Annotated in this window: 13 protein-coding genes; 7 read left to right on the top strand and 6 right to left on the bottom strand. The window is 65.4% G+C overall.

The genetic code is table 11. From position 1 onward, the window contains the following. Window positions 1-112: 112 nt before the first annotated feature. Window positions 113-1,495 carry a peptidoglycan DD-metalloendopeptidase family protein gene (locus M9H71_RS14125; protein ID WP_455405607.1) on the top strand — a complete coding sequence of 461 codons (1,383 nt, stop codon included), beginning with the start codon at window positions 113-115 and terminating at the stop codon, window positions 1,493-1,495. 115 nt (window positions 1,496-1,610) lie between these two features. On the opposite strand, the gene M9H71_RS14120 is transcribed toward M9H71_RS14125, so the two are convergent. Both M9H71_RS14120 and M9H71_RS14115 read right to left on the bottom strand, forming a co-directional pair. Then, window positions 1,611-3,281, bottom strand: coding sequence for an outer membrane protein (locus M9H71_RS14120; protein WP_455405606.1), 1,671 nt, complete (start codon window positions 3,279-3,281; stop codon window positions 1,611-1,613). Window positions 3,282-3,417: 136 nt separating this feature from the next. Continuing rightward, complete coding sequence (locus M9H71_RS14115; RefSeq protein ID WP_455405605.1) at window positions 3,418-4,404, bottom strand: ATP-binding protein; 987 nt, start codon at window positions 4,402-4,404, stop codon at window positions 3,418-3,420. 188 nt (window positions 4,405-4,592) lie between these two features. On the opposite strand from M9H71_RS14115, the gene yajC reads away from it, so the two are divergent. From yajC to M9H71_RS14090, 5 genes are all read left to right on the top strand, one after another. Beyond that, a complete protein-coding gene (gene yajC, locus M9H71_RS14110; protein ID WP_455405604.1) occupies window positions 4,593-5,030 on the top strand; it encodes a preprotein translocase subunit YajC in 438 nt (145 codons plus the stop codon). A gap of 44 nt (window positions 5,031-5,074) precedes the next feature. Continuing rightward, window positions 5,075-6,676 carry a protein translocase subunit SecD gene (secD, locus tag M9H71_RS14105; protein WP_455405603.1) on the top strand — a complete coding sequence of 534 codons (1,602 nt, stop codon included), beginning with the start codon at window positions 5,075-5,077 and terminating at the stop codon, window positions 6,674-6,676. Window positions 6,677-6,703: 27 nt separating this feature from the next. Beyond that, window positions 6,704-7,825, top strand: a complete 1,122-nt coding sequence (gene secF / locus M9H71_RS14100) for a protein translocase subunit SecF (protein WP_455405602.1) — start codon at window positions 6,704-6,706, stop codon at window positions 7,823-7,825. A 101-nt stretch (window positions 7,826-7,926) separates the two neighbouring features. After that, complete coding sequence (locus tag M9H71_RS14095) at window positions 7,927-8,310, top strand: Mth938-like domain-containing protein (protein WP_455405601.1); 384 nt, start codon at window positions 7,927-7,929, stop codon at window positions 8,308-8,310. Further along, window positions 8,307-9,173 (top strand): phytoene/squalene synthase family protein, encoded by an 867-nt coding sequence (locus M9H71_RS14090; RefSeq protein ID WP_455405600.1) that lies wholly within the window; start codon window positions 8,307-8,309, stop codon window positions 9,171-9,173. The genes M9H71_RS14095 and M9H71_RS14090 overlap by 4 nt, the downstream gene beginning before the upstream one ends. Window positions 9,174-9,270: 97 nt before the next feature. Here the strand turns inward: M9H71_RS14090 and trmFO are convergent, their stop codons facing one another. From trmFO to M9H71_RS14075, 3 genes are all read right to left on the bottom strand, one after another. After that, window positions 9,271-10,707 carry a methylenetetrahydrofolate--tRNA-(uracil(54)-C(5))-methyltransferase (FADH(2)-oxidizing) TrmFO gene (trmFO, locus tag M9H71_RS14085; protein ID WP_455405599.1) on the bottom strand — a complete coding sequence of 479 codons (1,437 nt, stop codon included), beginning with the start codon at window positions 10,705-10,707 and terminating at the stop codon, window positions 9,271-9,273. Between the two features lie 134 nt (window positions 10,708-10,841). Next, the gene (locus M9H71_RS14080; RefSeq protein ID WP_012496279.1) at window positions 10,842-10,994 is read right to left on the bottom strand and encodes a DUF1127 domain-containing protein; all 153 of its coding nucleotides are present in this window, start codon (window positions 10,992-10,994) and stop codon (window positions 10,842-10,844) included. A 499-nt stretch (window positions 10,995-11,493) separates the two neighbouring features. Further along, window positions 11,494-12,390, bottom strand: a complete 897-nt coding sequence (locus M9H71_RS14075) for a DUF2189 domain-containing protein (RefSeq protein ID WP_455405598.1) — start codon at window positions 12,388-12,390, stop codon at window positions 11,494-11,496. Between the two features lie 338 nt (window positions 12,391-12,728). On the opposite strand from M9H71_RS14075, the gene M9H71_RS14070 reads away from it, so the two are divergent. Further along, window positions 12,729-13,112: a DUF3597 domain-containing protein gene (locus tag M9H71_RS14070; RefSeq protein ID WP_455405597.1), complete on the top strand. Its 384-nt coding sequence runs from the start codon at window positions 12,729-12,731 to the stop codon at window positions 13,110-13,112. A gap of 70 nt (window positions 13,113-13,182) precedes the next feature. Here the strand turns inward: M9H71_RS14070 and M9H71_RS14065 are convergent, their stop codons facing one another. Further along, window positions 13,183-13,590, bottom strand: a complete 408-nt coding sequence (locus tag M9H71_RS14065; protein ID WP_455405596.1) for a PaaI family thioesterase — start codon at window positions 13,588-13,590, stop codon at window positions 13,183-13,185. Window positions 13,591-13,703 lie beyond the last annotated feature (113 nt).

Raw genomic sequence — 13,703 nt, 5'->3', positions numbered from 1 at the left:
CGGTTTTGATTTTCTCAGCGTCAACAAGCGGTTTCCGCGCAAGGTTAAACGGTTGTTTACTGCCGCAGTGTTTACTCAATTTACCAATCGTATTGCGTAAGAGTGAGTAACCATGTCCCGCGTCGCCGCGTTGCTTTGCTCGCGCCGCGCCCCGCAAGTTGCGGTGCTGGCGTTGATGTCCGTCGGTTTCAGTGCGTGCAGCGCCGACATGCAGACACGCTTTCAGCAGGCCCCGTTCGGGCCTGTCGAAACTACCGGATCGGTGGCTCAGCCTCCGCGCCGAGAGCTGCCGCAATACGCGCGGCCTCAATACCAGCAGCCGTATCAGCCTCAGTATCAATCTCAGGCGCTGCCGCCGCTGTCGTCGCCATCGTCCTATCCGGTCGCGAATGGGGGCGGGGGCTACTCCGGCGGCGGGCGTGGAGTTGCGTCCTACGAGCCGCCGCCGCGTGCGCCGATCGAGCCGACCGGCACTGTGCCAGCGCCGCGCTCTGTCGCTGCCGCACAGCCGATGCAGGCCGCGGTTCCGGCTCACAGCTCCGGGACGAAGATCATCGTCGGCACCAGCGATACGCTGGAGATCCTGGCGCAGCGCTACCACGTCTCGACCGCCGAGATCCTGCGCGCCAACGGCTACAAGGGGCCGCGCCGGCTGCAGCCCGGCCAGCAGCTCGTCATCCCGAGCCGCAATGCCGCGGTCGCTCAGGCCGCACCGATCGCTGCGCCTGCCTCTGCTCCGCCGGCTCCGCGTCCGGTCGCAACTGCGGCACCGGGCCCGGCGCGCGTGCACTACGTCAACAACGGCGACACGCTGATCAACATCGCGCGCCGCAACAACATCCCGCTCGGCGAGCTCGCGCGCTACAACAATCTCACCACCACGACCAAGCTGAAGCCGGGCATGAAGATCAACGTGCCGGGCGCCCAGGTCGCCGCCGCTGCGCCGGCGCAGACCCAGGTTCAGGCGCCGGCTGCTGCTGCTCCGGTGCGGATGGCGAATGCCGCTCCCGCGCCGGCCGAACCGCCGCAGAAGGCCCGGATGGTGGCGCCGACCGAGACGCCCGCGGCGCCGGCCGAAGCCGCACCGGTGAAAGCGGCCGAGGCGACCGGTGCGCTGCCGAGCTTCCGCTGGCCCGCCCGCGGCCGCGTGATCGCAGCCTACGGCGCCAAGACCAACGGCAAGTCGAACGACGGTATCAACCTCGCGGTGCCTGAGGGCACGCCGGTGAAGGCAGCTGAAGACGGCGTGGTCGCCTATGCCGGCAATGAGCTGAAGGGCTACGGCAATCTGGTGCTGATCCGTCACGCCAACGGCTACGTTTCGGCCTATGCCCACGCCAGCGAACTGATGGTGAAGCGAGGCGAGTCAATCAAGCGCGGCCAGGTGATCGCCAAGTCCGGCCAGAGCGGCGAGGTGTCGTCGCCGCAACTGCACTTCGAAATCCGCAAGGGATCGACCCCGGTCGATCCGCTGAAGTTCCTCAACGGCGCCTGAGCAAACGCGGTTGAGCGATACTGGGGAAGACAAAATGCCCGGCCCGAAAGGCCGGGCATTTTGATGAGCGCTGCTGGCGGACCGGCTGCGTTGGACGGACCGAGTCAAGCGCCGGTTAGTGAACGGCGAACTTGTACGACGCCTGCACGAAGGTGCCGTAGCGCTCCACGCGGATCGGCAGCAACTGAGTGGTTACCGGGCTGCCGAATCCTGCGGTCTCCACATCCGTCGCCCACATCGCCCAATAGCGTCCGCCGACACCAACATTGAATGTCGGCGTCACGTCGTAAGTCAGGATCGCTTCGAGTTGGACGCCACGTCCGGTGCCCCAGGCCGGCGAGTTCTTGTCGGCGACGTCGGTCCTGTTGTGGTGAATGTCCAGCGCCGAAATATGCGTGTAGGGCAGGTAGGCGGCGTCGACCAGGAGCTTGGTGTTGGGCGCGACGGTCAGCGTGCCGTTCGCGCCGATCCGCAGCGAATGCCAGTCTTCGTACTGGCTGATCGAGATGCCTTGTGACGATCCGCAGAATGACGTCGGATCAGCCAGTGCGATCTGGCGGCAATCGAATGCGTCCTTGCGGTCGCGATAGAAATTGTAGCCTGCGAACACGCCGAACTTGCCGGACGCATCGCCGAACAGATCGATGCCGGCGTCCAGCGTCGCATAGGCGATCGTGCCGGTGACCCTGGCGTGGTCCGTGTTTGAATACGCCGTGGCGTTTTGCCGATCAGTGGGGAACCAGTCTTCGTCGTTCATCTTCCCGGCGACCAGCGCGCCGCCACCGGCAAAGCCCTTCACGAACAGCTTCTGCGGGCTGTCGACCCGCCAGAACACTTCGCCGGAGTGTCCTTCGCTCTCATAGGTGAGCCGTGAGACCAGATGCTCCTGAAGTGCATTGACCGTGCTGAGCGTCAGATCGTTCTGATAGCGGCCGTGGCTGTACCAGTAACGTGCGCCGACTTCGAACTGCCAGGCCGACCACGAACTGGCAGCCGGCGCTTTCACCGGCAGCAACGAAGCCTGATCGAGCGAGCCGTCGCTGCGCCCGAATTGATAGTTCAGCCCGAGCTTGATCAGGTGCATGTCCTGACGCACCTGGGTCGGCGCGCCGGCCGTGTTGATCAGAGACGTTGGATCGAACGGTGTTTGCAGAAACCCGCCGCCGGGGGCGTCGATTCCCTGACGGCCGAAGTTCGCGTAGTCGTATTCAGCGCGGACCGACCAGCGCGACGTCAACGCATGTTCGACGCCGGCTCCCACGGTCCATCCCCAGCGCGTCGCGTTCAGCTCGGCGCCGGGCTGCGCCAGATAGTCCGACGCATTGGTGGTCATTGTCAGATTGCCGACCAGGAACGCGCCGCCACCTTTGACGTACATCAGCGACCGGCCCTGCGCGCCGAAGACATGGCCGAGGCGCCCGGTCAGCGTTCCCAGGACGTGTTCGCGAATGCGGCAGTTCGCCGAAACGAACTGGCCGGAATAGGCCAGACAGGTGTCGGTGCCGTCGGCGTCGATCGCCGAGGCGTCAGCCCCGACACCGAGCACCCAGGGCGAGCCCGGCATTTGCCAGTTGTAGCCGGCCTGCAGGCCCGCGAGCGCTTTGGGCGCGCGCACGGTGTCGCCGTAGATCGACGGTCCGTAGGGGTTGTCGACCTTGGCGGTGCCGAACCCGGCGCCGACATGGGCGCCGACATAGAAACCGGTCCAGTTCCAGGCGGTGGCCGCCGTCGCGGCCGAGCGTTGCGGCAGATCCGCAGCCTGCGACGCACCACAGGACATGGCCATCAAAGCAGACACAGCGATGAACGAGTTGCGCACGATTCTGTCCCCCAAAATCTCCAGCTCAGTCTAAGAGCGGAAGGCGTGCGTTGCGAACTCGAAAACGTCCCAGCCGGTCCGATCGAACCAGCAGCTCGGGCGATTACTTGGCGCCGAGCCGCACCTCGAGCCGTCCGGCGAGATCCTGCACGAACTGCCAGGCGACACGGCCGGAGCGTGAGCCGCGCGTGGTCGACCATTCCAGCGCTTCGCGTTCGAGCTGGTCGTCGTCGATCGTGATTCCGTAGTGCGCGCAGTAGCCTCGCACCATCGCCAGGAACTCGTCCTGGCTGCATTTGTGGAAACCGAGCCACAGCCCGAACCGATCCGACAGCGACACCTTCTCCTCGACTGCCTCGCCGGGATTGATCGCGGTCGAGCGCTCGTTCTCGACCATCTCCCGCGCCAGCAGATGCCGGCGGTTCGAAGTGGCATAGAGAATCACGTTGTCCGGCCGGCCCTCGATGCCGCCTTCGAGCACCGCCTTGAGCGATTTGTAGGAGGCGTCGTTGCCGTCGAACGACAGGTCGTCACAGAACACGATGAAGCGGTAGTCCGAGGCGCGCAGCAGCGTCATCAGCACCGGCAGGCTCTCGATGTCCTCGCGGTGGATCTCGATCAGCTTGAGGCGGCCATCGACGTCGGGCCTGGCGTTGACCGCGGCGTGCGCGGCTTTGACCAGCGACGACTTGCCCATGCCGCGCGCGCCCCACAGCAGCGCGTTGTTGGCCGGCAGGCCGGTGGCGAAGCGCTCGGTGTTCTGCATCAAGGTGTCGCGCATCCGATCGACGCCCTGCAGCAGCTCCATCTCGACGCGGCTGACCTTGCCAACCGGCGCCAGCCGGCCCTCGGGCTGCCAGATAAAGGCCTCGGCGCGGTCCAGGATCTCGGTTGCGGGCTCCGGAGCGGGGGCGGCCATCCTCCCAGCGATGGCTTCCAGCGCCACGGCGATCCGCGCCAATACCGCGGTGTCGGAGGTCGCGGCGGTCGCCGGGGCGGGGCGTTTTGCCGCGCGGGCGGGGCGGGAGGTCTTGGCGGCGGGGGCGGCGCGCTTGGCGCGGGGGGCTTGGCTGCGTGCTTTTTTGGTCATTTTCGGCCTTCCTGGAACGGCAGCCTTAACCCTCCCGGAGGCGCCTCGCAAGCGGCGGAAACACGGGAAAATGAGAGGGTTGGCAGCGTTGCAATTGGGACCGCGGCGGTTATAGTCCGCGCGAATTTACGCCCCCGGCCGTCGCTTCTCGCGCCGGGCCGGCTCGTTTGCTTTCACGGGGAATCCGAATGTTCGTTACGCCCGCCTACGCCCAGGCTGCTGCTGCCGGCGGCGACGCCAACAGCATGATCATGTCGCTGCTGCCGTTCGCGCTGATCTTTGTGATCATGTATTTCCTGATCCTGCGCCCGCAGCAGAAGAAGGTGAAAGAACACGCCGAGATGGTGAAGAACATTCGCCGCGGCGATACCATCATCACCTCGGGCGGTCTGGTCGGCAAGGTCACCAAAGTGATCGACGACGATACCGTCGAGTTCGAACTCGCAGATGGGATTCGCGCGCGCCAGATGCGCCAGATGATCACCGGCGTCCGCACCAAGGGCGAACCGGTCAAGGACGCCCCCGAAGCCAACGGCAAGGCCAAGGGAAAGAAGGACAAGGACGCCGCGGCGAAGGCCGAAGGCGACAAGACCGAACCGACCAAGGACGACAGCGCGGCGAGCTGACGCTTCGGCGCGCCGCCTGTTTCGGTTTCTGACGGGACAACTCGATGCTTTATATCTCACGGTGGAAGGCGCTGGCGATCATCCTGACAGCGCTGGCGGTGTGCCTTTGCGCCGTCCCCAACTTCTTCCCCGAACACACCGTCAAGACCTGGCCGAAATGGGCGCAGCGTCATCTCGTGCTCGGTCTCGACCTGCAGGGTGGCTCGCACATCCTGCTCGAGGTCGACGCCAATTCGGTGAAGAAGGACAAGCTGGATTCGGTGCGCGACGATGCGCGCCGGGTGCTGCGCGAAGCCCGCATCGCTTATACCGGGCTGTCGACCAAGGGTGACGCGGTCGAAGTCCGGATCAGCAAAGAGAGCGACGTGCCGGCCGCGCTCACCAAGCTGCGCGAGCTGTCGCAGCCGCTCGGCGGACTGCTCGGGTCCAACGGCCAGCGCAGCCTCGACGTCTCCGACGCCGGCGGCGGGCTGATCCGCCTGACAGTGCCGCCCGCGGCGATCGCCGAGCGCATCCGCCAGTCTGTCGACCAGTCGATCCAGATCGTCGAGCGCCGCGTCAACGAACTCGGCACCGTCGAGCCGCTGATTCAGCGGCAGGGCTCCGACCGCATCCTGGTGCAGGTGCCCGGCCTGCAGGATCCGACCCGGCTGAAGGAGCTGCTCGGCAAGACCGCCAAGCTCGACTTCCGCATGGTCGATTCCTCGGTATCGGGCGATCAGGCGATGGCCGGCAACGTGCCGGCGGATTCCGAGCTGTTGATGAGCGCGTCGTCGCCCAAGCAGCCTTACGTGATCAAGAAGCAGGTGCTGGTGTCCGGCGCCGACCTCACCGACGCGCAGCCCGGCTTCGACCAGCGCAGCGGCGAGCCGATCGTCTCGTTCCGCTTCAACACCAATGGTGCCCGCAAATTCGCGCGTGCCACCACCGAAAACGTCGGTCTGCCGTTCGCCATCGTGCTCGACAACGAGGTGATCTCTGCCCCGGTGATCCGTGAGCCGATCACCGGCGGTTCGGGACAGATTTCGGGCAACTTCACGGTCCAGGGCGCCAACGATCTGGCGATCTTGCTGCGCGCCGGTGCGCTGCCGGCGCCGCTCACCATCATCGAAGAACGCACCGTCGGCCCCGGCCTCGGCCAGGATTCGATCGAGAAGGGCGAGCTCGCCGCCTATGTCGGCTCGATCCTCGTGATCATCTTCATGCTGCTGACCTACCGGCTGTTCGGGGTGTTCGCCAATATCGCGGTGGCGATCAACGTTGCGATGATCTTCGGCATCCTGTCGCTGCTCAACGCCACGCTGACGCTGCCCGGCATTGCCGGCATCGTGCTCACCGTCGGCATCGCGGTCGACTCCAACGTGCTGATCTACGAACGCATCCGCGAAGAGCTGCGCTCCGGCCGCAACGCGATTTCGGCGATCGACGCCGGCTTCAAGCGCGCGCTGTCGACGATTCTCGACAGTAACATCACCACCTTCATCGCGGCGGCGGTGCTGTTCTACATCGGCACCGGTCCGGTGCGCGGTTTTGCGGTGACGCTCGGCATCGGCATTCTCACCACGGTGTTCACCGCCTTCACCCTGACCCGGCTGATCGTCGCCTCCTGGGTGCGCTGGAAGCGGCCGCACCACGTTCCGATCTGACGTCCCGAACCCGAGAGAGCCTAAAACGTGACACACTGGATATTGATCGGGCTGGGCGTTCTGATCGCGGTGCTGACGGTCGTCAGCATCTTCGGATGGCTGCCGTCGCTGCGGATCGTCCCCGACAACACCCACTTCGACTTCACCCGGTTCCGCCGGATCAGCTTCCCGATCTCGGCGATCCTGTCGATCGCCGCGATCACGCTGTTCTTCACCCACGGGCTGAATTTCGGCATCGACTTCAAGGGCGGCACGCTGCTCGAAGTCCGCGCCCATTCCGGCGCCGCCGACATCGCCGAAATGCGGGCCACACTGAGCAAGCTCGGCCTCGGCGACGTGCAACTCCAGCAGTTCGGCGGTCCCGCCGAGGTGCTGATCCGTGTTGCCGAACAGCCCGGCGGCGATCAGGCGCAGCAGGCGGCGGTGCAGAAGGTGCGTGCCGCGCTCGGCGATTCGGTGGACTACCGCCGCGTCGAAGTGGTCGGCCCGCGTGTCTCCAGCGAGTTGCTGGCCTTCGGCATGCTCGGCCTGATGCTCGCGATCCTTGGCATCCTGGTCTATCTCTGGTTCCGGTTCGAATGGCAGTTCGCGCTCGGCGCGATGATCGCCAACGTCCACGACATCGTGCTGACGATCGGCTTCATGTCGATCAGTCAGGTCGACTTCGACCTGACCTCGATCGCGGCGCTGCTGACCATTCTCGGCTACTCGCTCAACGACACCGTCGTGATCTACGACCGTATCCGCGAGATGCTGCGGCGCTACAAGAAGATGCCGATGCCGCAGCTTCTCAACGAGTCGATCAACTCCACGCTGTCGCGCTCGATCATCACCCACGTCACCGTGACGCTGGCGTTGCTCGCGCTGCTTCTGTTCGGCGGCCACGCGATCCACTCGTTCACCGCGGTGATGATGTTCGGCGTGGTGCTGGTCGGCACCTACACCTCGATCTTCATCGCGGCGCCGATCCTGATCTATCTCGGTGTCGGCACCCATCGGCTCGAGGAGCCGGCTGAAAAGCCGGCGAAGCCCGAGCCGGTTGCGCCGCCCGCGGCCGAGGAAATCCCGGCCAAGTTCGTCGATTCCGCGCCGTCTGATCCGGCGCCGGTGGCCAAGCCGGCCAAGGCCGGCAAGCCGAAGAAGCGGTAACACCCGCGAAAGCGGACTATCTGCGCTGCGCGGTCGTCGATCGACCGCGCGGTCCGACCTGATGCTGTGATTTCTCGCGAACTCTCGACCGGGACGCTAGCTTGGCGCAACGCTCCGACATTCCGCACTTTCCGCGCACTGCGGCGATCGACGCCTATGGCAAAGGCGGCTTCTATTTTGCCGACATGTCGCATCAGGGATCGCTGCTGTTTTTGCCCGATGCGGTGTGGGGCTGGGATGTCACCAAGCCGGAACAGATCGACCGCTACAGCCTGCAGCGGGTGTTCGACAACGCCAACGCGATCGACACGCTGCTCGTCGGCACCGGCGCCGACGTCTGGATCGCGCCGCGCCAATTGCGCGAGGCGCTGCGCGCGGTGAATGTCGTGCTCGACACCATGCAGACGGCGCCGGCGATCCGCACCTACAACATCATGATCGGCGAGCGCCGTCGGGTGGCGGCGGCGCTCATCGCTGTGCCATGAGCGATTCTGGCGACAGCGATGCGGCATTCTGCGCGGCATTGGTGCGCGAGGCCGACTTCGACCGCTATGCGGCGTCGCTGTTCGTTGCGCCCGCGCAGCGCCGGCCGCTGTTTGCGCTCGCTGCGTTCAATGCCGAAATCGTCCGGGTTCGCGGTCAGGTCAGCCAGCCGCTGCCCGGCGAGATGCGGCTGCAATGGTGGAGCGATCTGCTTGCCGGCACCGCGCATGGCGGCGCCGAGGGCAATCCGGTCGCGGCCGAGCTGACGCAGACCATCGCCGCGTATGCCCTGCCGGTCGAACCGCTGACCCGGCTGATCGAGGCCCACATCTTCGATCTCTACAACGACCCGATGCCGGACTGGACGGTGCTCGAGCCGCATCTCGCCGACACGGAAGGGTCGCTGCTGGCACTCGGGGCGCGGGTGCTCGGGCAGGGGGGCGATCAACACGCCGATGCGATCGATCACGTCGCGCGCCATGCCGGCGTCGCGGTCGGGATCGCACGGTTCGTGGCGCGGCTGTCTTACGATTCCGCGCGCCGCCAACTCTATCTGCCAAACGACGTGCTGCAGCGGCACGGCTGCGAGCTGGAGCAGGTGTTCAGTGGGCAGGCGGTGCCAGCGCTACGCGCGGCACTCACCGAGGTGATCGGCGAGGCGCGCAAGCATCTCGATCAGGCACTGCAGGAGCTCGGCGACCTGCCGGCAGCCGTTCGCCCCGCCTTCCTGCCTCTGGCGCTCGCCCGCCGCGATCTCGACCCCCTGGGCGCCCAGGAGCGCGATCCGTTCACGCCGTTCGACCGCTCGCGGCTGTCGACACTGTGGACGCTGTGGCGCGCGAGCCGGAGTGGGTCGTTTCGGTAGACCATTACGTCATCGCGAATGCAGCGACGCAACCCAGGGTCCAGCGCGAAATGCTGGACTTCTTCGTCGCTTCGCTCCTCGCAGTGACGTTGGAGAGCTACGCCGCCTTCGCCAGCTTCAGATGCGCGGCGATCCAGCCGTCCAGATCGTCGAGCGCGCGGGCGGACAGCGCCTGCTTGCGTGCGACCGATTTTTCCGGGCCGCGCAGGCGCTTGCCGTCGGGTCCTTTGGTCGGCGGATTGGCGAGCGGCGGGAAAAGGCCGAAATTGATGTTCATCGGCTGAAACGAGCGCGGGCCGGCGTCGATGGTTTCGATGTGGCCGCCGGTGATGTGGCCGAGCAGGGCGCCGAGTGCCGTGCTCGGGGGCGGTGGGGTCAGCGACTGGCCGAGCGCATCGGCCGCGGCGGCCAGTCCGGCGAATAGGCCGACGCTCGCGGACTCGACGTAGCCCTCGCAGCCGGTCATCTGCCCGGCGAACCGCAACCGCGGCGCCGCGTGCAGCCGGAGGCTCTGGTCGAGCAGCTTCGGCGAGTTCAGAAACGTGTTGCGATGTAGTCCGCCAAGCCTTGCAAATTCGGCGTTTTCCAGCCCAGGGATGGTTCGGAAAACGCGCAGTTGCGCGCCGTGCTTCAACTTGGTTTGGAAGCCGACCATGTTGTACAGCGTGCCCAGCTTGTTGTCCTGGCGGAGCTGGACGATGGCGTAGGGCTTGACCGTCGGGTTGTGCGGATTGGTCAGTCCGACCGGCTTCATCGGACCGTGGCGCAGCGTCTCACGGCCACGCTCGGCCATCACCTCGATCGGCAGGCAGCCGTCGAAATACGGCGTGTCCTTTTCCCAATCTTTGAAATCGACCTTTTCGCCCTCGATCAGCGCGTCGACGAAGGCGTCGTACTGCTCGCGGGTCATCGGGCAATTCAGATAGTCAGCGCCGGTACCGCCGGGGCCGACCTTGTCGTAGCGCGACTGGAACCAGGCGACCGACATATCGATCGAGTCGCGATGCACGATCGGCGCGATGGCATCGAAGAACGCGAGTGCCGATTCGTCGGTCAGGCTGCGGATCGCCTCGGCGAGCGGTGCGGACGTGAGCGGGCCGGTCGCGACGATGACGTTGGTCCAGTCCTGCGGCGGCGGGCCGCCAATCTCTTCGCGGCGGATCTCGATTTGCGGATGCTCGGCCAGCGCCTTCGTGACCGCGGCCGAAAAGCCGTCGCGATCGACCGCAAGCGCGCCCCCGGCTGGGACCTGATTGGCGTCAGCGGCCTGCATGATCAATGAGCCGAGCTTGCGCATCTCGGCGTGCAGCAGCCCGACCGCGTTGTTGGCGGCATCGTCGGAGCGGAACGAATTCGAGCACACCAGCTCGGCAAGACTATCTGTCTTGTGCGCCTCCGTAGTCCGGATCGGCCGCATCTCGTGCAGCACGACGCGCACACCGGCGCGCGCGATTTGCCAGGCGGCTTCCGAACCGGCAAGGCCGGCGCCAATGACGTGAACAACGGGGGAGGAGGAGTCGGGTCTGCTGGTCATCGGCTACAGCTAGCGTGTTTCAGCCTCGGATCAAATCCGTTTCCCGTCCTGTGCGCTGCTCAGCTCCGCCACAAACGACAACGCCCGCCAGAAGGCGGGCGTTGGCCGTAAAGGGCAGAAACAGAAGAGGCGGGTCAGCCGTTGTAGTGACCCGAAGCGACGCGCGGGATGTCCGAACGGTCAAGTCCGATGTCGGCCAGTTCGCGATCGCTGAGCTGGGACAGTTCGGCGACATTGCGCTGGTAGTCCCGGAACGCGCGGATCGCGCGGATGAGCGAAAGCAGCATGGGATGGTCTCCTTGTCCACGATTCAGTTCTTCGGAAGAACCGAAGCGTCAAAAGGAATATAGGCGACGAGTCGCAAATCCAGCAGCGAAAATGTTGCACCGCAGCTAAGCCGTGAATGCATACCGTCGGGAAGGAATGATTAACTCCTCCGGGCAGGTCTAGGTACTGCGATCTGCTCGCAGCTCAAAGCGCGGAACCGAATGGAAACCGCCTCGTGGCACTACGAGCAAAAATATAGTGCATTATCAGATCAATATGACGCCTCTCGTCCGAGAATTGCCGTCAGCGGGAGAATTCTAGTTCCGGAAGTCTCCTCCCTCCGGGTTAAGACGTTCGAACAATCTGGTCCGTTCCCATGCGTTATACGCATATATACGGAGGTCGTGAATGACCATTCATGGCGATTCAGGGATTTGACCTGCCGCAATGCACAAGACGGCCGCCGACCTTTGAGGGGAGGTCGGCGGTCGGATTCGAAGCTGGGCGAAGGCTGATGCTTCAGGTGCTTCTGCGCTTCCACTGCAGCAGATTGGCCGGAAAGTCTGCGGCTGACCGCTTGGGCGAGCGAGACGGCGGGATCGACGGCGGATTCGGATTGCGCTCGACTGCCTTGCGATAGAGATGCCAGGTGGCGTGACCGAGCAGCGGAACGACCACCGCAAGTCCGAGGAAAGCCGGCAACGAGCCAACCACCAGCAGCACCGCGACGATCCCGCCCCAAGCGGCGATCGGCAGCGGATTGGCCGCCACGACCCGGAGCGAGGTCGCCATCGCATCGCCGATGCCGGACTGCCGATCCAGCATCATCGGGAACGCCACCACGCTGAGGCACAGCGCCGCCAGCGCGAACAGGAAGCCGACGCCGCAGCCCAGCAGGATCAGGCTCCAGCCTTCCGGCGTGGTCAGCACCCGGCGGACGAAATCCGGAATTGCGGCGGCCGGAGCGTAACCGAACAGCGAGACGTAGATCGCCTGCGCGACCGCAAGCCAGACTAGAAACAGCGCCAGCAGGATGGTGCCGAAGCCGAGCATGGCGCCGAGCGATGGTGACCGCAGCACGGCGAGCGCATCCCACGCCGAGGCGGGTTCGCCACGCTCGCGGCGCCGGCTGAGTTCGTACAGCCCGAGCGCGGCGAACGGGCCGAGCAGTGCGAAGCCGGCGGCGAGTGGAAACAGCAGCGGCAGCACCGCGTATCCGTGCACCAGCCGCGCCAGCACCAGACCCAGTGCCGGATAGATCAGCACCAGCATGACGGCGTGGCTCGGCACCGCCTTGAAGTCGTCCCAGCCTTGCCGAAGCGCAGCCCCGAGATCGGCGATGCCAATGCGATGAACGGCGGGGGCGGTCTGGTCCTCAGCGATCGCCGGTGAAGCGGATGAATAGGTCGTGGCCATGCGTAGCGTCCTCCCATGATCGACACTGGTGATCACCGGCCGTTGCGCCGAGGACGGCGGGCCGGGCGCTTCTTGCGCGGACACGAACGATCAGAAGGAGCCAGACGCGAGAGCAACGAACGAACTGGTCTTGTGACCCGAACTTGCCGCGACCTGTGGTGGTAACGTAACGCCGTTCGCGGCCAGTGGTTGCTCAAGCTTTGGTGAGCGAGCGATGCTGCAGTGCAGGCTGTTTCGGCGCGGCATTCGTGCCGCGTCGATGATCCGCGCGGGGAACCCAACGGGCATCCACGTTGTTGAAGCGGACGATGCGTGGCATCGCAACAGGGGGAGTTCAGATGAGCATTTTCGGCAAGATCATGAGCGCGATTTTCGGCGACAGCGCCGCCGCGGCGCCCGGGACCGCGTCGACAACGACGACGGCTGGGTCCGGCACTGCGCCGGCGCAAACCGCTCCGGCGGAAACCGTCGACGTCGCCCCGATCCTGGACAAAGCGGTGAAGGCCAAGGGCGAGAAGCTGGAGTGGCGCACCTCGATCGTCGATCTGATGAAGGCGCTCGATATCGATTCCAGCCTGTCGGCCCGCAAAGAGCTCGCCAAGGAGCTCGGCTACAGCGGCGATATGAACGATTCCGCCACGATGAACATCTGGCTGCACAAGCAGGTGATGGCGAAGCTGGCGGCCAATGGCGGCAAGCTGCCGGCCGATATCAAGCACTAATTTCACACGGCATCTCGGACGATCTGCCGTGCCGCACGCTTGCGGCACGGCATTGCCGCGTGACGACGCGTTAGGACTCGAAGATCCTGAACACCGCGCTGGTGGTCACCAGCAGCTTGTCGCCGGCGAGCGCTTCGGCGTCGATGAAGGCCAGGCTGCGCGACAGCTTCTTCATCGTGGTGCGGCCGGTGATCCAGCCGCCGGGCTCGATGGTGGCGATGAAGCGGCTGTCGAGCGACACCGTGGCGCAACGCCGCTGTCCCGCAAGCACCACCGAAAATCCCAGGATGGTATCGAGAAAGCCGAGCAGCGCGCCGCCGTGCAGCACGCCGTTGGGATTGCCGTGACGCTCGTCGCTGAGGAAGCCGAACTCCGGCTGGCCGTCGGCGCCTTGACGCCAATAATACGGCCCGTTGGTGCCGATGTAGCCGTCCTGAACGGCAAACGGTTGAAAGCCCGGCGGCGGTGAAACAGTCATCTTCACGGCTCCTGCGGAGCGCGACCGCAGGCGATCAAAGGATCTGCCTACGCGCCGCGCGCAAGGGAACCGATGCCACAGCGGACCGCAGCGGGCAATTGCCGGACGGCGCA

Source organism: Rhodopseudomonas parapalustris, from assembly GCF_053772255.1.
Note: the sequence above shows the minus strand (reverse complement) of the source record. Positions and strands in the feature narration are given on the sequence as shown.

Excerpts from the sequence above, each read along its gene's own strand:
- trmFO (WP_455405599.1), bottom strand. The coding sequence starts at position 10,707 with ATGACCAGCAGACCCGACTCCTCCTCCCCCGTTGTTCACGTCATTGGC.
- M9H71_RS14070 (WP_455405597.1), top strand. The coding sequence starts at position 12,729 with ATGAGCATTTTCGGCAAGATCATGAGCGCGATTTTCGGCGACAGCGCC.
- M9H71_RS14075 (WP_455405598.1), bottom strand. The coding sequence starts at position 12,390 with ATGGCCACGACCTATTCATCCGCTTCACCGGCGATCGCTGAGGACCAG.
- M9H71_RS14090 (WP_455405600.1), top strand. The coding sequence starts at position 8,307 with ATGAGCGATTCTGGCGACAGCGATGCGGCATTCTGCGCGGCATTGGTG.
- M9H71_RS14125 (WP_455405607.1), top strand. The coding sequence starts at position 113 with ATGTCCCGCGTCGCCGCGTTGCTTTGCTCGCGCCGCGCCCCGCAAGTT.
- secD (WP_455405603.1), top strand. The coding sequence starts at position 5,075 with ATGCTTTATATCTCACGGTGGAAGGCGCTGGCGATCATCCTGACAGCG.
- M9H71_RS14120 (WP_455405606.1), bottom strand. The coding sequence starts at position 3,281 with ATGGCCATGTCCTGTGGTGCGTCGCAGGCTGCGGATCTGCCGCAACGC.
- yajC (WP_455405604.1), top strand. The coding sequence starts at position 4,593 with ATGTTCGTTACGCCCGCCTACGCCCAGGCTGCTGCTGCCGGCGGCGAC.
- M9H71_RS14065 (WP_455405596.1), bottom strand. The coding sequence starts at position 13,590 with ATGACTGTTTCACCGCCGCCGGGCTTTCAACCGTTTGCCGTTCAGGAC.
- M9H71_RS14080 (WP_012496279.1), bottom strand. The coding sequence starts at position 10,994 with ATGCTGCTTTCGCTCATCCGCGCGATCCGCGCGTTCCGGGACTACCAG.
- M9H71_RS14115 (WP_455405605.1), bottom strand. The coding sequence starts at position 4,404 with ATGACCAAAAAAGCACGCAGCCAAGCCCCCCGCGCCAAGCGCGCCGCC.